The following is a 21,043-nucleotide window of genomic DNA, read 5'->3' as shown; positions in this document are numbered from 1 at the left end:
CGAGGAGAGAAGCTGTGAGCACCGAGAACGAGGGCACCGCGGTACCCCCGGCCCCGTCTGCACCCCCCGTGCCGGTGGATGCTCCCGTGGCTTCGACGCCCCAGGCCTCCGAGGCGGGCGCCCCCACCACCCCGATCCCACCGGTGCCGCCGCACGCCTCCGGCAGCGCGCAGGGGCCGGAACTCGTGCATGCGGGACCGGCTCCGGCGTACGCCTCGGCGGAGGGTGGTGCTCGGCATGGCGCGAGCGGCGCGCCGCAGCAGCACGGTCAGGGCCCCGAGGGCGCCTGGCCGCCGCCACAGGCCCCGGGCAGCCCCTTGTACGCCGACGGCGGCACGGGCGGGGCGGGCGGAGCCTGGGGTTCGGATTACCAACAGCCCGCGCCGAAGCCGAAGAACGGCCGTGGTGGTCTCGTCGCCGCGGTCCTGGTGGCGGCGCTCGTCGCCGGCGGCGTGGGCGGTGGTCTCGGCTACACCCTGGCCAAGGACAACGACAACGGCTCCTCGACGACCCTCTCCGCCTCCGACAGCGGCGGCAGCGTCAAGCGTGACGCCGGCACCGTCGCGGGCGTGGCGCAGAAGGCCCTGCCCAGCACGGTCACCATCGAGGCCGAGTCCACCAGCGGCGAGGGCGGCACCGGCACCGGATTCGTCTTCGACACCCAGGGCCACATCGTCACCAACAACCACGTGGTGGCCGACGCGGTCGACGGCGGCAAACTGACCGCCACCTTCCCGAACGGCAAGAAGTACGACGCCGAGGTGGTCGGCCACGCGCAGGGCTACGACGTGGCCGTCATCAAGCTCAAGAACGCGCCGAGTGACCTCAAGCCGCTCACCCTGGGCAACTCCGACCAGGTGGCGGTCGGCGACTCCACGATCGCGATCGGCGCCCCCTTCGGCCTGTCGAACACGGTCACCACGGGCATCATCAGTGCGAAGGACCGCCCGGTGGCGTCGAGTGACGGCAGCGGCAGCAACGCCTCCTACATGAGCGCGTTGCAGACGGACGCGTCCATCAACCCGGGCAACTCGGGAGGCCCCCTCCTCGACGCGCAGGGCAACGTGATCGGCATCAACTCCGCGATCCAGTCCACCAGCGGCGGCGGCCTCGGCGGCACCAGCCAGTCCGGCTCGATCGGTCTCGGCTTCGCCATCCCGATCAACCAGGCCAAGTACGTCGCCCAGCAGCTGATCCAGACCGGCAAGCCGGTCTACGCCAAGATCGGCGCGTCGGTCTCCCTGGAGGACTCCACGGGCGGCGCGAAGATCACCACCGAGGGCGCCGGCGGCTCCGACTCGGTCGAGGCGGGCGGCCCCGCCGCGAAGGCCGGCCTCAAGCCCGGCGACGTCATCACCAAGCTGGACGACCACGTGATCGACTCCGGCCCCACCCTGATCGGCGAGATCTGGACCCACAAGCCCGGCGACAAGGTCAAGATCACCTACGAGCGCGGCGGCCAGACCCACACGGTGGATCTCACCCTGGGCGCCCGCACCGGGGACAGCTGACCGGCACACGCCCGTCCTGACCCGTTACTCTGGTCCCCGCGCCACGGTCACCGGTGGCGCGGGGTGGGTTGCCCGAGCGGCCTAAGGGAACGGTCTTGAAAACCGTCGTGGCAGCGATGTCACCGTGGGTTCAAATCCCACACCCACCGCGGTAGTTCGTAAGTGCTGGTCAGGAAGGGTGTCCCTCGGTGAGGGGCACCCTTTTCCTCTTGCGGTGGGTCGGGCGGGTGCTCGAACAGAGCCCAGGTCTAAAGCTCGTAGTCCCGCGCCAGTTCCTCCCAGGCGATCTCCCGCAGCTCCTCCTGCGCGTCGCACCCCGACGGCACGCGTGCGTGGGGCTGGAACCAGATGATCGTGAGGTGGGAGCCGTACAGGATGGGATCGCGGGAGGGTGTCAGGGCCGTGGAGCGGAAGACGCCGACGCAGGCCACCGGCGGCAGCATCTCGACCGGGCCGAAGGCGCCCGGGTAGTGGTCCGGGTACTCGTGCGGGGGCGGTACCAGGTGCACGGGGGCGGTCGGGTAGTCGTGTTCGGCCGACCTCAGCAGGCCTTTGATCCTCAGCTCGTTGACCGGTCTGCAGGGGTAGCCGTCCAGCATCCCGCCGTACGTCGACGTCAGGCGCAGCTCCCCGAGGTCGACCCTGCGGCCGGAGGTCAGGACGAGCCGGGACAGGGTCATGATCGGCACTCTGTGGCGCTCCCATGGTGCTGGTGATGCTGTTCCGTTCTATGGCCGATGTCCCGTCATCCGCGCCGCCGACGCGATCGTCGCCCGTGCTTCGCGTTCCGTGAGGCCCGTGTTGAGGGCCGCGTCCACCAGGGGCGCGACCAGCGCGGGGCCGATGCCGTTCTCGTAGGCACGGCAGGCGGCCCAGAAGAGGCGGGTGTTGCGCTGGCCCTCGTGGGCGGCGAGGACGAACTGGACCAGACCCTGGCCCTGGTCGCCGGCCGAGGGGTGGGTCGCGGGGTGGGTGGGGCGCGGTAGTGGCAGGAGCAGGCGGAGCAGGGCCGGTGGGCAGGCCGCGGGGGCGAGGTGGGCGGTGCCGGGGGCCGTGCCGTAGACGCCGTGGTCGGTGCGGGAGCCGGGGCCGACGAGGTAGCCGCCGGCACCCCGGATGTCGATGCCGGGGGCGAGGCGGCCGGCCGAGTTGGGGACTGCGGCGTCGGGCGGGCCGGTCAGCCAGAGGTGGCGGCCGCCGCTCGGGGTCAGGACGACGACCGTGTCGGGGATCGTGAAGAGGTGGCGCAGCGCCAGTTCGCGCAGGGCCGCCGAGGAGTCCGTGCCCGACTTGGTGTCCAGGTCCAGGCCGATCAGATGGTGGGGCGGGAGACCGCACGCGATGCCGTAGCCGGTCGCCCAGGGGGCCGCCGCGAAGAGTTCGCGGATGCGGACGGGGTCGGTCGAGGCGTCGTAGACCCCGTGGCCGAACGCGCCGCACTCACCGTGGCAGGGCGCGGCGAAGGAGCCGTCGTCGCGGTGGGGGGAGCGCAGGGCCGGGAGCTTGGTGCGGGACAGGGGGATGACGGCCAGCCCGCGCTCGGCGGCTGACAGGGCGTGTGCGAGGGCCAGCGTCGTGGCCTGCCGGTCTGTGGTGGCCATGGCTCCATGTTCGTACGTACGTTCGAAAAAGGGAAGGGGTGGCGGGGGTGACGCGCCGGGGGTGAGGGATTGGCTGGAAAAGTGCCGGAACGCTTCCCTTGGAATAACTGCTTCCGCCCTGGTTCGCCGGGGATTCGGTGGGCAACTCTGATCTCGCGACGTCGTGCACAGCACCGGGGTGGTCGGCCAACTGCGCTGGGGAGGGCCTCACTTGACGTACTACCGGCAACAGGCCGGGTTCTGGGTGAAAGACCATGGCAAGCATCCGTACCGCCCGCGTCATCGCCGCCTTCTCCGCCCTCCCGCTCCAATGCGGGTGTCGCGAGCATCGTGGGCAGCGGGGTCGGGCACGACGACAACGGCAACTCGTCGACCACGCAGCAGAACGCCGTCGGCTCCGGCGCCTCGGCCCAGAGCAGCACGGCGCAGGTCAACGGCTCCGCGTTCACGGCCGTCAACCAGGGAAACAGCAACGCATCCGTCAACTTCACCCCGCTGTGGTGGTCATGTGCGAGGGCTGACGGGCCTCGACGGGGGGCTTCAGGGGGTGGGCTTCACGGGGTGGGACACGTCCGCGCGGCGGTGCTTCGGCGCCGCCGCGCAGGCGTGTTCGCGTGCGCGGCGACGGCCTTGACACCGCACTGGATCTGACGGACAGTCAGGAAATCTTGCGGACAAGGAGGTTGCCGTCATGGGCGACGATCCGGACCACCAGACGCCCCGGCCCCAGCCGCACCCCCCGGCAGACAACCTGCTGACGCGCCTTAAGACCTACGAAGGGCACCCCGCCGCCGTCGCCGGGGCCGGCAAGGACGCCGTCAACCTCCCCATGATCCGGCACTGGTGCGAAGCCCTGGGCGATACCAACCCGGCCTACACCGGGCCAGGCGCCGTCGCCCCGCCCACCATGCTCCAGGCCTGGACGATGGGCGGCCTGACCGGGCACACGGGCAGGTCATCGGCGTACGACGAGCTCCTCGCGCTCCTCGACGAGTCGGGCTGCACCTCGGTCGTCGCCACCGACTGCGAGCAGGAGTATCTCCAACCCCTGCGCCCCGGCGACCGGATCACGTTCGACACCGTCATCGAGTCGGTCTCGGACCGCAAGACCACCCGGCTCGGCACCGGCCACTTCGTCACGACCCGCACCGACGTCCGCGTGGGCGAGACCCTCGTCGGCACCCACCGCTTCCGCATCCTCAAGTACGCGCCCGCACAACGGAAGACGACCCCTCCCCGGCCCCAACGCCCCCGCCCCGTCGTCAACCGTGACAACGCGGGCTTCTGGGAAGGCGTCGAACAGCACCGACTCCTCATCCAGCGCTGCACCTCCTGCGCGACCCTCCGCTTCCCCTGGCTCCCGGGCTGCGCCCGCTGCGGCGGCCCCGACTGGGACACGGTCGAGGCGAGCGGTGAGGGGACCGTCCACTCGTACGTCGTCATGCACCACCCGCCCTTCCCGGCCTTCGACCCTCCCTACGCCGTCGCGCTCGTCGAACTCGCGGAGGGCGTGCGGATGATCAGCAACGTGGTCGGGACGCCGTACGACAAGGTGCGGATCGGGATGCCGGTGCGGCTCGTTTTCCAGGCGTACGACGGTGACCTCACCCTTCCCGTCTTCCGCGCCACCGCCGAGGAGGCCGCCGTATGAGAAAGGGCGACGAGGTATGAGAAAGGGCGACGAGCTGCCACCCCTCGAGATCCCGATCACCCGCACGCTGATCGTCGCGGGCGCGATCGCCTCCCGGGACTACCAGGACGTGCACCACGACCCGGAACTGGCCCGGCAGAAGGGCTCCCCGGACATCTTCATGAACATCCTGACGACGAACGGCCTGGTGGGGCGCTACATCACCGACCACTTCGGACCACGGACCGTGCTCAGGAAGGTGGCCATCAGGCTGGGGGCGCCCAACTATCCGGGGGACACGATGGTGTTGACCGGAACCATAGAAGCTCTCGAGGACACCACCGCGACCGTCCGGATCGTGGGGACCAACGGCATCGGCAACCATGTGACCGGGACGGTCACGTTCTCGATGAGGGACGCCGAATGAGCGCACGCGCGCGTGACGCGCTCGGAGGCCGGGCCGCGATCGTCGGCATCGGGGCCACCGAGTTCTCCAAGGACTCCGGTCGCAGCGAACTGCGCCTGGCCGCCGAGGCGGTCCGCGCGGCGCTCGACGACGCGGGGCTCACGGCGGCCGACGTGGACGGCATGGTCACGTTCACCATGGACACCAGCCCGGAGATCACCGTGGCCCAGGCCTGCGGGATCGGCGAGCTGTCCTTCTTCTCCCGCGTCCACTACGGCGGTGGCGCGGCCTGTGCGACCGTGCAGCAGGCGGCGCTCGCGATCGCCGCGGGCGTGGCCGAGGTCGTGGTCTGCTACCGCGCCTTCAACGAACGCTCCGGCCGCCGCTTCGGCTCCGGCGTCCAGCACCGCGAACCCTCCGCCGAGGGAGTCGCCCTCGGCTGGTCACTCCCCTTCGGCCTGCTCACTCCGGCCTCCTGGGTGGCGATGGCGGCCCAGCGCTATCTGCACACCTACGGCCTCGGCCCGGAGGCCTTCGGCCATGTGGCGGTGACCGACCGCGCGTACGCGGCCACCAACCCGGCCGCCTGGTTCCACGGCCGCCCCATCACCCTCGCCGACCACGCGGCCTCCCGCTGGATCGTCGAGCCGCTCAGGCTCCTGGACTGCTGTCAGGAGACCGACGGCGGCCAGGCGATCGTCGTCACCTCGCTCACACGCGCGCGTGCCCTCCCCCACCGGCCCGCCGTCATCGCGGCCGCCGCCCAGGGCGCGGGCCGCGCCCAGGAACAGATGACCAGCTTCTACCGCGACGACCTCACCGGCCTCCCCGAGATGAACGTCGTCGCCCGCCAGCTGTGGCGCACCTCCGGCCTGAGTCCCCGGGACATCGACGTGGCGATCCTGTACGACCATTTCACCCCGTTCGTCCTGATGCAGCTGGAGGAGTTCGGCTTCTGCGCCCGGGGCGAGGCCGCGGACTTCGTTCGCCGGGCCGAGCTCCCCCTCAACACCCATGGCGGCCAACTGGGCGAGGCCTACCTCCACGGCATGAACGGGATCGCGGAAGCCGTACGCCAACTGCGGGGGACGGCCGTGAACCAGGTGCCGGAGGCGGAGCGCGTGCTGGTGACGGCCGGGACAGGGGTACCCACGTCCGGGCTGGTGCTCGCCGTGGACGCGTAGCCCCCAGGGGTAATCCCGCAGTAGATGCGCCTCCCTCGTCCACCTTCAGGAGGTGCAGCAGGCACCACCTCTACAACCTGAGGGGGAGTCTTCTTCGGGACCTGTGGCCGATGAGCGGGGGGTGGTCGCGAATCTAGCGTGGAGCCATGACCACACCCGTCTGCACCAGCGCTTCGAAGGCCGCCGTACCGGCGACGCAGACCCTCGCGTACCCCTCGTTCGCCTCGTACGTGAAGGCACGCCAGCCGGTGCTGCTGCGTACCGCCCGGTCGCTGACCGCGAACCCGAGCGACGCGGAGGACCTGCTGCAGACCGCCCTGACCAAGACCTACGTCGCCTGGGAGCGCATCGAGGACCACCGTGCCCTCGACGGCTATGTCCGCCGCGCCCTGCTGAACACGCGCACCTCGCAGTGGCGCAAGCGCAAGGTCGACGAGTTCGCGACCGACGAGATCCCCGAGCCCGACCCCGTGCCCGGCGACGACGACCCCGCCGAGCAGCAGGCGCTGCACGACGCGATGTGGCGGGCGATCATGAAGCTGCCCGCGCGGCAGCGGGCGATGGTCGTCCTCAGGTATTACGAGGACCTCAGCGAGGTGCAGACGGCCGAGGTGCTCGGGGTCTCGGTCGGGACCGTGAAGTCGGCGGTGTCCAGGGCGCTGGGCAAGCTCCGCGAGGACCCCGAGCTGGTGCTCGCCCGCTAGGGAACGCCGGGGAACCGTTGGTGACGGCCGGCCGTTGTGAGGGCATCGTGACGTGATCGATCGCCCGGCTCTAGTGACATACCGCGCGGTATGTGCGCAGAATCGGCGCAGCCCTTACTACCGCGTAGGCAATGTCGCCACGGGAGGACGCCGTGCTGAGCACGATGCAGGACGTACCGCTGCTGATCTCCAGGATCCTGACCCACGGGTCGTCGATCCACGGCACCTCACAGGTGACCACCTGGACCGGCGAGCCGGAGCCGCACCGCCGCTCTTTCGCCGAGGTCGGCGCCCGCGCCGCCCAGCTGGCGCACGCCCTGCGCGAGGACCTCGGAGTCGCCGGGGACGAGCGGGTGGCCACCCTGATGTGGAACAACGCCGAGCATGTCGAGGCCTACTTCGCGATTCCCTCGATGGGCGCGATCCTGCACACCCTGAATCTCCGCCTCCCGGCCGACCAGCTGGCCTTCATCGTGGGCCACGCGGCCGACCGGATCGTCATCGCCAACGGCTCGCTGCTCCCCCTGCTCGCCCCGCTGCTCCCGCACCTCAAGACGGTCGAGCACGTGGTGGTCTCAGGCCCCGGCGACCGCACGGCCCTCGAGGGCTCCCACGCGCGCGTGCACGAGTACGAGGACCTGATCGCCGGCAAGCCCACCACCTACGACTGGCCCGAGCTGGACGAGCGCCAGGCCGCCGCCATGTGCTACACCTCCGGGACCACGGGCGACCCCAAGGGCGTGGTCTACAGCCACCGTTCGATCTATCTGCACTCCATGCAGGTCAACATGGCCCAGTCGATGGGCCTGACCGACCAGGACACCTCGCTCGTGGTCGTCCCCCAGTTCCACGTCAACGCCTGGGGTCTGCCGCACGCCACCTTCATGACCGGCGTCAACATGCTGATGCCGGACCGCTTCCTGCAGCCCGCGCCCCTCGCCGAGATGATCGAGCGCGAGCGGCCGACCCACGCGGCCGCAGTCCCCACCATCTGGCAGGGTCTGCTGGGCGAGCTCACCGTCAAGCCCCGTGACGTCTCCTCCCTCACCCAGGTCACCATCGGCGGCTCGGCCTGTCCGCCCTCCCTGATGGAGGCCTTCGACAAGCTGGGCATGCGGGTCTGCCACGCCTGGGGCATGACGGAGACCTCCCCGCTCGGCACCGTCGCCCGCCCGCCGGCTCACGTGGTCGGCACGCCCGAGGAGTTCGCGTACCGCCTCACCCAGGGCCGCTTCCCGAGCGGCGTCGAGGCCCGCCTCACCGGCCCCGGCGGCGAGCGCCTCCCCTGGGACGGCGAGTCCGCGGGCGAGCTGGAGGTCCGCGGCCCCTGGATCGCCGGCGCCTACTACAACGGCCCCGACGCCGAACCCCTGCGCCCGGCGGACAAGTTCAGCGAGGACGGCTGGCTGAAGACCGGCGACGTCGGCAGCATCTCCGCCGACGGCTTCCTCACCCTCACCGACCGCGCCAAGGACGTCATCAAGTCCGGCGGCGAGTGGATCTCCTCGGTCGAGCTGGAGAACGCGCTGATGTCCCACCCGGACGTCACCGAGGCCGCCGTCGTCGCCGTCCCCGACGACAAGTGGGGCGAGCGGCCGTTGGCCACGGTCGTCCTCAAGGAGGGCTCCACCGCCGACTTCGCGTCTCTGCGCGCCTTCCTCGCGAGCGACGTCTGCAAGATCGCCAAGTGGCAGCTGCCGGAGCGCTGGTCGATCGTCGAGGCGGTCCCGAAGACGAGCGTCGGAAAGTTCGACAAGAAAGTGCTCCGCAAGCGGTACGCGCAAGGGGAGCTGGAGGTCACCCAGCTCTGAGGGAGCGAGGGGTACGGGATCCAGGACCCCGCAGCCGGACCAGGGCCCTGCTCCCCGTACAACAGCCGTCACCCGGCCGGCACGCGCGTGTACGACGACGGAGGCGTCCCTCACACCGAGGGCGCCCCCGTACCGGACGACTTGGAAGACCGTTGCTCTACAGCCGTCACCCACAGCCGTTCGCAACGACCGTCACCGCCGTACGGAAGTGGCGAGCCACCCCAACCCCAGCCACACTCCCGCCACGGCGCACACCCCGCCCCAGCCCCACCATCCGAAGGCCGACCCGGCGAGCGCGGACGCCGTCGCGCCGCCGGCGAAACCCGCCACGACATACGCCGTGTTGGCGGTGGCAGGGGTCGAGGTCGTCGTCAGGGCGACGGTCTGGTTGGCGACGTGGGAGGCGACCAGGGCCGCGTGGACGGCGATCGCCGCGACGAACAGGGCCCACATGACGTGCCCGCCGAGCCAGAACAGCGGCACGGACACGGCGGCGAGCAGATACGCCGACCGTACGACCTTGGTGGCGCCGAAGCGGTCCACGAACCCTCCCGCCAGGGGCGCCACGACGGCGGCCGCCAGCCCGAAGAGGCCGAAGAGCCCGGCGGTCGCGGTCGACAGGCCGTAGGACGGGCCGGTCAGCAGGAGGGCCAGGGAGGTCCACAGCGCGCTCCAGGCGCCGTACATCCCCGCCTGTCGTACGCACGCGCGCCACAGGTCGGGCGAGCGGCGGACGACGGACGGCAGGGCGGTGAGGCCCGAGAAGAGCGGGCCGGAGCGGTGGACGCGTTCGGCCGGCAGGGCGTAGGCCGTCGCGAGGCCGAGGACGGCCGTCAGGGCGGCCGCGCCCACGAAGACCACCCGCCAGCCGTAGGCCTGACCGATCAGGCCGCCGAGCACCCGGGCCGCGACAATGCCGGTGAACAGGCCCGCGATGACGGCCGCGACATGGCGGGCCCGGCGGTCCGCGGGGGCGCGCTGGGCGACCAGCGGGACCAGCAGCTGGGGGACGACGGTCGCCGCGGAGGCGATGAGGACGGCGGCCGCGAGAGCGGTGGTGCCGGTGGCGAGCGCGGCGGCGGTGAGGGCCGCGGTGGTGACGAGCGAGAGGGCGGCGACCAGGCGCCGTCGGTTCACCCTGTCGCCGAGCGGGGCGAAGACGAGCAGCCCGAACGCGTAGCCGAACTGCGCGACCGAGGCGACCCAGGCCACCGCGGAGGGTGTCGAGCCGTAGTCGCGGGCGATGAGGGGAAGCAGCGGGGCCGCGAGGTAGATGTTGGCGGCCGTGACGGCGGTGCAGACGGCGATGAGGACGAGGAGGAGCGAGCCCGCGCGCCGGGCGGGGGCCTGCGTGGGCCGTCCTTGGGTGACGGTTGCTGTCGGCATGACCGGGGGACTCCTTCGAGCCAGGTCTAACAACTAACTGGTTGGTTGGACCAGTCCAACAGTCTGGGTTGCCCGCCGATTCCCTGTCAACCAAATAGTTGGTTAGTTGCCCCGCCCCCTCTACCCTGGGCCCATGGCAGCAGCAAGGGACCCCGAGGCCACCCGGGCCAGGATCTTCGAGGCGGCGGTCGCCGAGTTCGCCCGCTACGGCGTCGCGGGCGCCCGCATCGACCGCATCGCGACCGAGGCCAAGGCCAACAAGCAGCTGATCTACGCCTACTTCGGCAACAAGGCGGAGCTGTTCACCAAGGTCCTGAAGAAGGTCATGCTCGACCTGGCCGTCGCCGCCCCCGTCGACCCGGACGACATCGAGGGCTGGATCGACCGCGTGATGGACTACCACGCCGCCCACCCCGAGGTGCTGCGTCTGCTCTTCTGGGAGGGAATGGAGTACGGCACCACCGAGCTGCCCGACGAGACCGAGCGCCAGGAGCACTACCGGCACAAGATCGACGCCCTCCAGGGCGCCCAGGACCGGGGCGTCGTCAGCGACGCGATCCCGGCCCGCGACCTGCTGTTCCTGCTCATCGCCCTCGCCAACTGGGCCGTGGTCGTCCCCCAGATGAGGCGGATCGTCGTGGGCGCCGAGGAGAGCGACCGTGAGCGGCTGCGGGCCTCGGTGCGGGAGGCGGCGCGGAGACTGATCACGAAGTAGGCAGTCGTGCGGTGGGTGTGCTCGCGGCACCGCAACGACCGCCCGGCCATGTCCTCAGGCCGTACGCGGGTCCCACGTGCCATACCGCGAGGGCGGCCGGGGCCGGTCGGCCGGGACGGCGGCCGGTCGGCTGAGACGGCGGCCGGTCGGCTGGGACGGCGGCCGGTCGGCTGGGACGGCGGCCGGTCGGCTGAGACGGCGGCCGGTCGGCTGAGACGGCGGCCGGTCGGCTGGGACGCGCGGAGCGGGACGGGACGGGATCCACGCGGGGTCGGTCGCGGCGGAACTCCCCACGACGGCCGAGATCGCGAAGCCCCGCGCCGAGCAGGCGCAACCGCCGCCCGCGGTGGCCGACGGCCACGCGACCGTCCCGTCCGATGGCGGCCGGAGCGCGACGGACCCCGGCCGTACCCGCACCGCGGTCACCTGCCGCCCGGTCACCGCGACCGGCCCGACGACCCGTCCTAGTTGGTACCGATACGCGCCAGCAGGTCCACGATCCGTGACTGCACCTCGGCGCTGGTCGACCGCTCGGCGAGGAACAGGACCGTCTCACCGGAGGCCAGCCGAGGCAGATCGGCCTGGTCCACGGCCGCGGTGTACACGACCAACGGAGTGCGATTCAGCTGCCCGTTCGCCCGCAGCCAGTCCACGATCCCGGACCGCCGCCGGTGCACCTGCATGAGGTCCATCACCACGAGGTTCGGCCTGAGCTGCCCCGCGAGCGTCACGGCATCCGTGTCACTCGCGGCCCGCGCCACCTGCATCCCCCGCCGCTCCAGCGTCGCGGTCAGCGCCAGCGCGATCTCCGCGTGCTCCTCGATCAGCAGCACGCGCGGCGGGTGCTGCTCGCTGTCCCGCGGCGCCAGCGCCTTCAGCAGTACGGCGGGATCGGCGCCGTACGCCGCCTCCCGCGAGGCCTGCCCGAGCCCGGCGGTCACCATGATCGGCACCTCGGATGCCACCGCCGCCTGCCGCAGCGACTGGAGCGCGGTCCGCGTGATGGGCCCGGTCAGCGGGTCCACGAACAGGGCGGCGGGGAAGGCCGCGATCTGCGCGTCGACCTCCTCGCGGGACTGCACGACGACCGGCCGGTACCCACGGTCGCTGAGCGCCTGCTGGGTCGTCACGTCCGGCGCCGGCCACACCAGCAGCCGCCGCGGGTTGTCCAGCGGCTCCGGGGGCAGTTCGTCGTCCATCGGCTGCGGCCGGGGGGTGTGCGGGATCTCGACGGCCCCGCCGGGACCGTCCAGCGGCTCGGGCCCCTCGGCGGCGTTCTCGTCGGGCGCCCCTATGGCGTACGACCGTCCGGCCGCCTCGGTGGCGTGCGCGAGCCGCGACTGTCCGGCCAGCGACGGCTGCGGTGTCTGCGCCGGTGCCGCTACGGCCTGCTCGGCCGCCGGATGCGGACGTGCTCCCGGCTCCGGGGCCGCGGGGGCAGCGGGGTCGGGTCGGGTGCCGAGTTTGCGCCGCCGCCCCGAACCACCGGGCTGCTGCGGCGGAGGCGTGGCCGTCCCCGGCTGCTGCACCTGGGCCGCCTGCCGGGTGAACGGCACCCCCTGACCGAGGGTGCGCACGCTGATCGCCCGGCCCTGGGTGGAGTTCGGGTCGACGGGTGCGGCCGCGGCTTCGGCGGGCAGCGGCTGCGCGACCCGGGCCTGCAGAGGCGTGCCGGGCGGCGGAGTGGACTGACCGGCTTCGGGGGCCTGCGCGGGCTGGGGTGCCGGCTGGTTCGGGGGTACGGCGGTGGCGGCGCCGTTCGCCGGTACGGGTGTGCCGGCTCCGGAGGCGTCGTGGCTGGTGGGCCACGGCTGGGGAGCGGGCGTGGCCTGCGACTGGTCGGGTGCCGGTGCCGGTGCCGGTGCCGGTGCCTGCGGCTGGGGCGTCTCGGCGGGGAGGGGCCGGCCGGGGGCGAGGCCGGGCTGGGCCGGGGCGGTGCCCTGTACGGGCATGCCCGGTGCGAGGCCGGCCTGGGCCGGGGACGCCTGAAGGGGCGAGGCCGGGGCGGGTGCGGTCTGCGGGACCAGGCCGACCTGTCCGGTCGCGTTCTGCACGGGGACACCCGGGAACTGGGCCGACGGCACCGCGCCGGGTTCGGCTGCTTGGACACCCTGTCCGGGCGCTTCGGCGGGCTGGGCCACGGCCCGGCGGCGGCGGCCCGTCGGCGCGTTGGTCGGGTGCGGCTGCGGCGGGGTGTGGTCGTCGGCCTGGTCATGCGGCACGGCGTCGTGCCGACCGTCGTCACCGTGACCGTCGGCGGGGACGGCGTGACCGGGGACTGGGGCGAGGCCGCTGGCCGGAACGGGGGCGGGGGCGGGGGCGGGAGCTGCCGTCGGAACCGGGGACGGGGCCTGGCCGAGGGGCTGCGCCTGACCCGGGACCTGTGCCTGCCCCGGTGCCTGGGTCTGGCCGGGTACCTGGATCTGGCCGGGTACCTGTACTTCACCCGGGAGTTGTGCCGAGCCCGGGGCCTGACCTTGGCCGGGGATCTGTGCCTGCCCCGGTGCCTGGATCTGGCCGGGTACCGGCATCTGGCCCGGGAGCTGCCCCAAGCCCTGGCCCGGGACCTGAGCCGGGTCGGCGACCTGAGCCGGGTCTGCGGCCTGGTTCGGCACCTGACCTTGGCTCGGGGCCTGTGCTTGACCAGGCGCCCGAATTTGTCCGGGTACCGGCATCTGGCCCGGGAGCTGCCCCAAGCCCTGGCCCGGGACCTGAGCCGGGTCTGCGACCTGGTTCGGCACCTGACCCTGGCTTTGGACGTGAGCTTGCCGCGGGACCTGAGCCTGGCCCGGAATCTGCGCCGACGCCGGCCCTGTCGTCTGTGCCTGTGCCTGTGCCTGTGCCTGCACCGGCGTCAGTCCCACCGCGGCCGCGTCGCCGGACGGTCGGTCCGCCTCGGCGGGCGGGAGCGCGAACACCGCACGGGGGGCCGCCTCCTGTGCGGCCGCGCGCTCCGACGCGGCGGCGAGGGCGCGCCGTCGGCGCCCGTCCTGCTGCGGTGCGCCCGTGCCGGACGAACCCTGCCCGGCGACCGGGAGCTCCCCCTGCGCCTGGCCCGCTTCGGCGGAGCCGCCCGCGGGCAACGCCGCCGGCAGCGCGTGCTGTTCGCCACCGTCGTTCAGGGCCCGACGCCCGGCCGGCACGGGCACGCCCTGCGGTGGCACGGTCCCGCCGAGACCGGTACCCGCGGCGGCGGACCCGGCGCCATGCTCGGCGGCCATCACCACGGCACCCTCGGACACACCGGCTTCGGCGGGCCGGGCACGGCGTCGACCCGTACCTCCGGAGCCTTCCCCGTCGTCGCCGGAGGCCTGTGCGGGTACGGACACCGGCTGTTCCCGCTCGGCCGCCGCCCGCCGCCTGCGCCGCCCGGTGGGCGCCACGGATTCGTCGGTCTCGGCCGGGAGGTCGGCGTCCAGGAAGGAGTCGGTGGAGGAGCGCCGGGCCCGCCGCCGCCCGCCGCCATCGGCAGGGGCGGCCTCCACGGGGGCGGTTTCCAGGGGGGCGGCCTCCAGCGCGGCCGGACCGGGAGCCGCGACGGCCCCCGCCCCACCGCCGATGGGCACTTCGAGGACGTACGCGCTGCCGCTCATGCCCGGCACCTCGTGCGTCTGCAACACACCGCCGTGGGCGCGCACGATCCCGCGCACGATCGGCTCGTGCACCGGGTCTCCCCCGGCGTACGGCCCGCGCACCTCGATCCGTACGCCCTCGCCGCGCTGCGCTGCCGCCACCACGACCGTGTTGTCCATGTAACCGCCCGCGGACACGGGAGAGTTCCCGGTCGCGTCGACCCCGGCCACGTCCGCGATGAGATGCGCGAGCGCGGTCGCGAGGCGCTGGGCGTCGACCTCGGCCTCGATGGGCGGCGCGTGCACGGCGAACTGGACGCGCCCCGGCCCGATGAGTTCGACCGCGCCGTCCACACCCGCGGCGACGACCGCGTCGAGCATGACGTTCGTACGGACGATGTCGTCGGTGCCGGCGTCGAGTCGCTGGTAGCCGAGGACGTTGTCGATGAGGTTGGTGATGCGGGAGTAGCCGGCCGAGAGGTGGTGCAGGACCTGGTTGGCCTCGGGCCACAGCTGGCCTGCGTCGTCGGCGGCGAGCGCGGACAGTTCGCGGCGCAGTTCGTCGAGGGGGCCCCGCAGGGAGCGGCCGAGCAGGGTGAGGAGCTGGTCGTGGCGCCCGGCGAGCGCCTCGTAGCGGTCCTTCTCGCGCTCCCCGAGCGCGGCGTACCGCTCCTCACCGGAGGCGATTTCCTCGTCGTGCTGCTCCTGGAGCTCTTCCAGTTCGGTGATGTGCTTCTGGCGCAGCGCGGTGAGTTCGGAGGCGTGCTCCTCCTCGATCCGTTCCAGCTCCGCCGCGTGGGCCTTCTCGGCGGCGGTCTTCTCGTCGGCGAGCGAGTCGTAGGGCCGCCGGTCGGTGAAGGTGAGCACGGCGCCGACGAGCTGGTCGCCGTCGCGCACCGGCGCAGTCGTCAGGTCCACCGGGACCTTCTCGTCCTTCTTCGACCACAGCACCTGTCCGCGCACCCGGTGCTTGCGCCCGGAGCGCAGGGTGTCGGCGAGGGGGGACTCCTCGTACGGGAAGGGGGTGCCGTCGGCGCGGGAGTGCAGGATGAGGTCGTGGAGCTCGCGGCCACCGAGGTCACTGGCCCGGTAACCCAGTATCTGGGCGGCGGCCGGGTTGACGAGCACGATCCGCCCGTCGGTGTCGGTCCCTACGACACCCTCCGAGGCGGCCCGCAGGATCATCTCGGTCTGCCGCTGCGACCGTGCCAGCTCGGCCTCGGTGTCCACGGTCCCGGTGAGGTCGCGTACGACGAGCATGAGCAGCTCGTCGCCGCTGTAGCCGTAACCGTCGTAGGCCTGCTGGCCGTTCTCCAGATTGGCGCTGGTGACCTCGACGGGGAACTCGGTGCCGTCGGTCCGCCGGGCGACCATCCGGGTCGGCTTGGTGCGCCCGCGCGGGTCCATGTGGTCGGGCCGCCGCATGGAGCCCGGGATGAGCCGTGAGTCGAAGTGCGGCAGCAGATCGAGCAGCCCGCGGCCGACCAGGGCGGTGCCCGGCGCCTCGAACGCCTCCAGCGCGATGGTGTTCGCGTTGACGACGGTCCCATTGGCGTTGACCAGCACCAACGCGTCGGGAAGCGCGTCGAGTATGGCTGCGAGGCGAGCAGCGCCTCGGGATGGCCTGCTGCTCACGAGACGCTTCCTCCCTGTTACCGCACTTTGCCGACCGTTCGGGCCATCTTGCCAAGGGGCCCGCGACGTGTCACGCGAGGGAGTCTAAGCGCAGCCGTTGTGCGGGGGGTGCTGGATGAGAGGGAGGTCGCACGACGAAGTGAAGTAGAACGTGTGACCGCCTGCCGGTGGCTGGGTGTCCATGCTGGGGAGGAGCGGCACGAACCGGTCCCATCGCGCGATGTCGCACCCGTCGCTCCGGTCGAACCAGGTGTCCACGGGGCGCCCGGCCCAGGTCCCCGTGACGTGGGCGGTGGCGGGACCGCCGTAGAGCATGGTGCAGAAGCTGCCCTCGGGGACGGGGGCGAAGGTGTCCTTGCCCCACCGTGTGTTGCGCTCCAGGACGGCGCAGGCGCCGGGCAGGTCGGGGTGGGTGCCGTGCGTGGGGTGACAGCCGACCTCGAAGGTCCCGTCGGCGCCGCTTCCCGCGTCCCGGACGGTGACGGTGAGATGGTCGCCGCCGTCGGTGTATGCCGACGCGGGGGTGGGGGCCAGAGCGGCGAGGAACAGGGGGAGGGGGCTCAAGCGTGCGAGCCGGCCGAGCCGGGTGACGTATGACATGCCCTGACTAACGCCGGACGGCGCCGTACGTTGCGCGAATGCACTTTGCCCTGTGCCCCGCCCGCCTAGTACCGTGGGAACCGATTGGTGGCACGACCTTCGACTGTGTCATCATCTGCACGCACCACTCGCGCTCGCGCGGGCGGCTGTGCTGGAGGCGTCGCCTAGTCCGGTCTATGGCGCCGCACTGCTAATGCGGTTTGGGACTTAAATCCCATCGAGGGTTCAAATCCCTCCGCCTCCGCGCAAGATCACCGAAGCCCCGGTCCGAGCGACCGGGGCTTCGTCGTTGTCCCCCTGCTCTGAGGGGTGTTTTGGCAGGTCACAAGGGCTACGGCAAACGGATTTCACATGCGAGCGGCAGTCATGTAATGTTCTTCCTGTCGCCGCGAGCGGCCCGGAAGGGCAAGGAACGGCGAGAAAACAGAACAAGCACTCGTAGCTTAACGGATAGAGCATCTGACTACGGATCAGAAGGTTGCAGGTTCGAATCCTGCCGAGTGCACAGCAGTTCAAAGCCCCCTCGGGATCATCCCGGAGGGGGCTTTGTCGTGGCGTACGGTCGGCCCCCGTCCTGCTGCTGCCATGTACACCCCCGGCGCCCGGTCGGACGACCCTGGGAGCGGTGCTCGGGGTGGGGGCGACGCCGGCCGGTGAGCACTTGCGGTGGCGGCGGAGGGTCAGGGACAACAGGCTGCATGACCGCCGGACCATGTACGCGGATTGTCTGGTGACCCTTCGTCGAGCGCACGAGGCCACGCGGTTGGCCGCTGACGAGGACTACCCGGGCTCACAGGCGAGGGCAGCCAAGATCCGGCAGGCGTTCCAGGCGTTCCAGGCGTCGGGGTGCGACGAGGCGCGGGAACGGCTTGTGTGACGGCGTCCACCGACGTGTCGGAAGCCGCTTCGTACCACTCCTTGCGTCGGGTCCGGGAAACTCTCGCGTCCGGATGCACGGTGACTTCAGATGAGTACCACGCCGCCAGGCAGGCTCACGGAGACGCGACCCGGGCGCGCGTGCGGTCTTCAGGCAGGGCCTGGCGACACTGGAGCTCTGACCGGTTCTGTACAGCTACAGCAACCGCGCTGCCGGTAACGCCCTCGTCAGTCGAGCTCTCCGGCCGGAGTTCCCCGCCCCCGCCGCGCACCCCGGACGTACGAGAGGCCCCGGAGTGGGATCTCCGGGGCCTCTTGCGGCAGGGGGATGGCGTGGCAGCGAGGTCATGCGGCGGTCGTGGCCAGGCCGTGGAAGGCCTGGATGGTGCGGGGGTGGGCGAGCTCGTCGAGCAGGTGGCGCCAGTCGGGGTCGGCCGCGGCGGGGTGGGCCAGGTCCCAGGCGGTGAGGAGTGGGGTCAGTTCGCTCTCGGGGGAGATCTCGATCGACGGGGAGGACAGCAGCGGGGTCATGGGAGTTCCTTCCGTAGAGGGCGTAGCACGTGAACTCGGGGGCCGGGCCCGGCCGTCCGGGATCCGATGGCTTCTACGATGCCGCCGATTCCGGTACGGCGACATGGAGCCCACCGCCCAGTCCAAGGTGGGGGAAGCTTTACCCCCAAGGGTGTTGGCAGCCCCCAACACAGCGTTGTCGTACCCCTCTGCCATCGTGACCGCCATGGGCGAACTAGTGGAGCGCGTGGACGAGGACGACCGGGTCATCGGGGTGGTGGACCGGGCGGAGGCCATCGAGAAGGGGTGGCTGCACCGGATCGCTACCACGGTCTGCCGTGATCCGGACGGACGGTTTCTGGTGCATCGGCGGCCGGAGAACGATTCCCGCTTCCCGGGGCAGTACAACTGGCTGGTGGGCGGGGCGTCGGAGGTCGGGGAGTCGTACGAGGAGGCGGCGGCCCGCGAACTCGCCGAGGAGCTGGGGGTGTTCGGGACCCCTCGCTTCCTCTTCAAGTTCCTGTGCCGCGGCGAGATCAGCCCCTACTGGCTCGGGGTGCACGAAGTCGTCGTGACCGGAGCGCTCGTACCCGATCCGGCGGAGATCGCGTGGCACGGCTGGTTCAGCGAGGGGGAGTTGCTGGAGGCGGCCGGGTGGAGGACGTTCGTGTCCGACGGGGCGGAGGCCCTACGGCGTCACCTGGCGGCCTGAACGCCGAGAGCGTCGGCAGCGACTCCCGCCGACGGGGCGGCCGCCGCGGGTCGAGCTTGAAGACGGACCCAGGCAGGTACCCCGCCGGCCCGTCGTCGAGGTGGCTCACGAACTCCCTCGAGACCGCCGCCCGGATCGTCGTCGTAGGAGATCTGGCGCAGGGCGTCCAGCGGCCCGGCATCGTCGAGTCGGTGGCGGCGCCGTAGAAGGGGCCGGGCGTTGCGCCAGTACCCGCGCACGGCAGCCCCCTTCGGGGCGGGCGAACCGTGTTGACCGTACGTCAGCAGGTGGCGCCGACGGCGGCCTGGGTGAGGACGGGGCGGGGCAGGGGGAGCACGGGGCGCGGGGGACGCGGGGTCTTGCGGCCGCTCGCGAAGACGAACAGGCGCAGGACCAGGAAGCGGCCGATGCCGGCCAGACCGGACGCGGTGAGGTAGACGGCCTGTTCCGTGAGCATGCCGGGCGCCGACTGGATGACGTGGAGGAGGAACATCGCGGCGCAGGTGACGGCGTACGCGGCCGCCGCGGAGCCGGAGGACTGGAGGTGCCGGCGCCAGCCCGGGCGGCGGCCGGTGCCGAAGGTGAACAGGGCGTGGAGCTCGGTACACAGGAGCGTGGAGACCACGGTGATCACCGCGTTCGCGACCGCCCACGGCATCGTCATCGCCGCCAGCGGTACGGCGAAGCTGGAGAGGACGCCGATCCCGCCGCCGCAGACGACGAAGCGGACGAAGGAGGCGAGGGGGCCGGGGCCGGCCGGGGAGGACAGGGAGGGCGAGGACGGGGACTGGGTCCTGTCGGCCGTCTGCGGCTCCATGGTGTTTCCTCCGGCTCGGCGCGGGCTTCTCGATCCGCCTGATCCGGGGTGGATCGGCTGAGATCAACGATGCCGTCGCGGGCTCGCCGGAACGATGGAGTGCCCTCCCGAATGGGAGGTGGGGCTAGCTCCACCCCCGGGGTGGGGCGGTCCCGCTACTCGCCGTCCGCGTCCTTCGCCCGCAACTCCTCGATATAGGCGAGCGCGAGGTTCGTCGAACGGCTGAACCAGTCGTGGAGTACGGCGATCTCGTCGGCGGAGTAGCCCGCGAAGACGGCGTCGAGGCGGTCGTAGTACGGCTGGTAGAGGGCGACGACCTTGGCCACGGCGTCGGGCAGTGCGGCGACCCGGACGCGGCGGCGGTCGGTGGGGTCGGGGACGCGGGTGACGTAGCCGCCGCGTTCGAGGCGGTTGAGGATGCCGGTGACCGCGCCGGTCGTGACATGGGCGTGCTCGGCGAGGTCGCCCGCGGTGAGGAGGTTCTCGCCGGCCTTCAGGACGCAGGCGAAGGACAGCAGGTCGGTCACGTTCAGACCCAGCCGTTGGGCCATCTCCTGCTGGCCGAGGTGAGCGGTGGCGATGAAGAGGTCCATCGCCTCCCGTGTCTGGGCCGGAGTGGCGGTGGGGCGGGGCTCGGCGGACATCGGGTTCCTGATTCTCTGAGGCGTTCGCTGGGCGTTCTGGATTTCCCTTAGCGCGTGAGAGGTTTCTGCGCTAAATTTCTTAGGAAGTGAGGGATCGGTCGAGGGGGATCTGTGGGTGCACATCAGTATGACGAGGGGCACACGGTCGCGGGCTGGACCGGATGCGGCATCGCTACCGCCGGGACTGCCGTGCTGGGGGCGGGGGTGTGCACGGTGTCCGGTGTGTGGATAGCCGGTGGTCTCGCGATCACCGCGGTGGGCGCCCTCGTCACCTGGGCCCTGCACCTGGCCGGCTGGGGCAAGCCGCCGGGGCGCCGGCCGCGCGAGCAGTGGGGGATGCGGGTGCGGGACACGAGCGCGCGGCAGGGGCATGCCGCCTGCGTCGGGTGCCGGATGGCGGGGCGGGGAGGCTCGCGGACCCGGGTGGTCGAACCCGGGGCGGGGGCGACGGCAGAACCAGTCCCCGTGGAGTCGGTGGGCTGAACTCCCCGGAGTCCGCACGTCGCGGCTCCTGCGGACGGGTCTCGGTCTCCTGCGGGCCGGTCTCTGGCTCCCGTGAACCGGAGACCGGTGCCCGGCTCTCGCGGGCTGGTCTCTGGAGTTCGCGCGTCGAGGTTCCTGTGGATGGGTCTCGGGCTCCTTCGGACCAGTCTCCGAAGCCCTCGCCTCGCGGGACCTGCGGTGGGGCCTCCGCTGCGGCGGACCGATCTCCGGGTGCCGCGGCCCCGC

General features: G+C 72.0%; 17 protein-coding genes, 3 tRNA genes and 2 pseudogenes. 14 read left to right on the top strand and 8 right to left on the bottom strand.

Going from position 1 to position 21,043, the window contains the following annotated elements; translation table 11 throughout:
* Window positions 1-14: 14 nt before the first annotated feature.
* Together QF027_RS24105 and QF027_RS24100 are read left to right on the top strand one after the other, a co-directional pair.
* Window positions 15-1,511, top strand: a complete 1,497-nt coding sequence (locus QF027_RS24105; RefSeq protein WP_306979072.1) for a S1C family serine protease — start codon at window positions 15-17, stop codon at window positions 1,509-1,511.
* A 62-nt stretch (window positions 1,512-1,573) separates the two neighbouring features.
* A tRNA-Ser gene (locus QF027_RS24100) sits at window positions 1,574-1,660 on the top strand.
* A 99-nt stretch (window positions 1,661-1,759) separates the two neighbouring features.
* Here QF027_RS24100 and QF027_RS24095 read toward each other — a convergent pair.
* Together QF027_RS24095 and QF027_RS24090 are read right to left on the bottom strand one after the other, a co-directional pair.
* The gene (locus tag QF027_RS24095; protein WP_307077008.1) at window positions 1,760-2,191 is read right to left on the bottom strand and encodes a hypothetical protein; all 432 of its coding nucleotides are present in this window, start codon (window positions 2,189-2,191) and stop codon (window positions 1,760-1,762) included.
* Between the two features lie 48 nt (window positions 2,192-2,239).
* Window positions 2,240-3,112 carry a bifunctional DNA primase/polymerase gene (locus QF027_RS24090; protein WP_307077005.1) on the bottom strand — a complete coding sequence of 291 codons (873 nt, stop codon included), beginning with the start codon at window positions 3,110-3,112 and terminating at the stop codon, window positions 2,240-2,242.
* A 254-nt stretch (window positions 3,113-3,366) separates the two neighbouring features.
* On the opposite strand from QF027_RS24090, the pseudogene QF027_RS24085 reads away from it, so the two are divergent.
* The 6 genes and pseudogenes from QF027_RS24085 to QF027_RS24060 form a co-directional block, all read left to right on the top strand.
* Window positions 3,367-3,616, top strand: a pseudogene (locus QF027_RS24085) (hypothetical protein); the annotation flags it as partial.
* A 187-nt stretch (window positions 3,617-3,803) separates the two neighbouring features.
* Window positions 3,804-4,763 (top strand): bifunctional MaoC family dehydratase N-terminal/OB-fold nucleic acid binding domain-containing protein, encoded by a 960-nt coding sequence (locus QF027_RS24080; RefSeq protein WP_307077004.1) that lies wholly within the window; start codon window positions 3,804-3,806, stop codon window positions 4,761-4,763.
* Between the two features lie 16 nt (window positions 4,764-4,779).
* Entirely contained in the window at window positions 4,780-5,169 is a 390-nt protein-coding gene (locus QF027_RS24075) for a MaoC family dehydratase (protein WP_057609230.1), read from the top strand.
* Window positions 5,166-6,332 carry a lipid-transfer protein gene (locus QF027_RS24070; RefSeq protein WP_307077002.1) on the top strand — a complete coding sequence of 389 codons (1,167 nt, stop codon included), beginning with the start codon at window positions 5,166-5,168 and terminating at the stop codon, window positions 6,330-6,332. Before QF027_RS24075 ends, QF027_RS24070 begins: the two co-directional genes overlap by 4 nt.
* Window positions 6,333-6,478: 146 nt before the next feature.
* The gene (locus tag QF027_RS24065) at window positions 6,479-7,036 is read left to right on the top strand and encodes a SigE family RNA polymerase sigma factor (RefSeq protein WP_057609235.1); all 558 of its coding nucleotides are present in this window, start codon (window positions 6,479-6,481) and stop codon (window positions 7,034-7,036) included.
* 131 nt (window positions 7,037-7,167) lie between these two features.
* Window positions 7,168-8,847, top strand: a complete 1,680-nt coding sequence (locus tag QF027_RS24060; RefSeq protein WP_307077000.1) for a long-chain fatty acid--CoA ligase — start codon at window positions 7,168-7,170, stop codon at window positions 8,845-8,847.
* Between the two features lie 192 nt (window positions 8,848-9,039).
* On the opposite strand, the gene QF027_RS24055 is transcribed toward QF027_RS24060, so the two are convergent.
* The gene (locus QF027_RS24055; protein ID WP_306979126.1) at window positions 9,040-10,233 is read right to left on the bottom strand and encodes an MFS transporter; all 1,194 of its coding nucleotides are present in this window, start codon (window positions 10,231-10,233) and stop codon (window positions 9,040-9,042) included.
* 133 nt (window positions 10,234-10,366) lie between these two features.
* Between QF027_RS24055 and QF027_RS24050 the strand changes: the two genes are divergently transcribed.
* On the top strand, window positions 10,367-10,948 hold the full coding sequence (locus QF027_RS24050; protein ID WP_306979128.1) for a TetR family transcriptional regulator: 582 nt from the start codon (window positions 10,367-10,369) through the stop codon (window positions 10,946-10,948).
* 464 nt (window positions 10,949-11,412) lie between these two features.
* Here the strand turns inward: QF027_RS24050 and QF027_RS24045 are convergent, their stop codons facing one another.
* A complete protein-coding gene (locus QF027_RS24045) occupies window positions 11,413-16,155 on the bottom strand; it encodes a PAS domain-containing protein (protein WP_307076998.1) in 4,743 nt (1,580 codons plus the stop codon).
* 180 nt (window positions 16,156-16,335) lie between these two features.
* Window positions 16,336-16,755 (bottom strand): annotated as a pseudogene (locus tag QF027_RS24040) (SSI family serine proteinase inhibitor); the annotation flags it as partial.
* A 153-nt stretch (window positions 16,756-16,908) separates the two neighbouring features.
* Here QF027_RS24040 and QF027_RS24035 point away from each other — a divergent pair.
* Both QF027_RS24035 and QF027_RS24030 read left to right on the top strand, forming a co-directional pair.
* A tRNA-Ser gene (locus QF027_RS24035) sits at window positions 16,909-16,999 on the top strand.
* A gap of 188 nt (window positions 17,000-17,187) precedes the next feature.
* Window positions 17,188-17,260: transfer RNA gene (locus QF027_RS24030), tRNA-Arg, on the top strand.
* A 716-nt stretch (window positions 17,261-17,976) separates the two neighbouring features.
* On the opposite strand, the gene QF027_RS24025 is transcribed toward QF027_RS24030, so the two are convergent.
* A complete protein-coding gene (locus QF027_RS24025; protein ID WP_306979131.1) occupies window positions 17,977-18,162 on the bottom strand; it encodes a hypothetical protein in 186 nt (61 codons plus the stop codon).
* A 205-nt stretch (window positions 18,163-18,367) separates the two neighbouring features.
* Here QF027_RS24025 and QF027_RS24020 point away from each other — a divergent pair, with 205 nt between their 5' ends.
* Together QF027_RS24020 and QF027_RS24015 are read left to right on the top strand one after the other, a co-directional pair.
* Window positions 18,368-18,853: an NUDIX domain-containing protein gene (locus QF027_RS24020; protein ID WP_306979133.1), complete on the top strand. Its 486-nt coding sequence runs from the start codon at window positions 18,368-18,370 to the stop codon at window positions 18,851-18,853.
* 56 nt (window positions 18,854-18,909) lie between these two features.
* On the top strand, window positions 18,910-19,059 hold the full coding sequence (locus QF027_RS24015) for a hypothetical protein (protein WP_307076996.1): 150 nt from the start codon (window positions 18,910-18,912) through the stop codon (window positions 19,057-19,059).
* A 74-nt stretch (window positions 19,060-19,133) separates the two neighbouring features.
* Here QF027_RS24015 and QF027_RS24010 read toward each other — a convergent pair whose 3' ends face one another.
* Entirely contained in the window at window positions 19,134-19,670 is a 537-nt protein-coding gene (locus tag QF027_RS24010) for a GtrA family protein (RefSeq protein ID WP_307076994.1), read from the bottom strand.
* A 155-nt stretch (window positions 19,671-19,825) separates the two neighbouring features.
* Window positions 19,826-20,314 (bottom strand): MarR family winged helix-turn-helix transcriptional regulator, encoded by a 489-nt coding sequence (locus tag QF027_RS24005; RefSeq protein WP_307076992.1) that lies wholly within the window; start codon window positions 20,312-20,314, stop codon window positions 19,826-19,828.
* 111 nt (window positions 20,315-20,425) lie between these two features.
* Here QF027_RS24005 and QF027_RS24000 point away from each other — a divergent pair, with 111 nt between their 5' ends.
* The gene (locus QF027_RS24000; RefSeq protein ID WP_306979141.1) at window positions 20,426-20,797 is read left to right on the top strand and encodes an HGxxPAAW family protein; all 372 of its coding nucleotides are present in this window, start codon (window positions 20,426-20,428) and stop codon (window positions 20,795-20,797) included.
* Window positions 20,798-21,043: the final 246 nt, after the last annotated feature.

The organism is Streptomyces canus, from assembly GCF_030816965.1.
Lineage (GTDB): Bacteria > Actinomycetota > Actinomycetes > Streptomycetales > Streptomycetaceae > Streptomyces > Streptomyces canus_E.
This window is presented reverse-complemented; position numbering and strand designations above follow the sequence as displayed.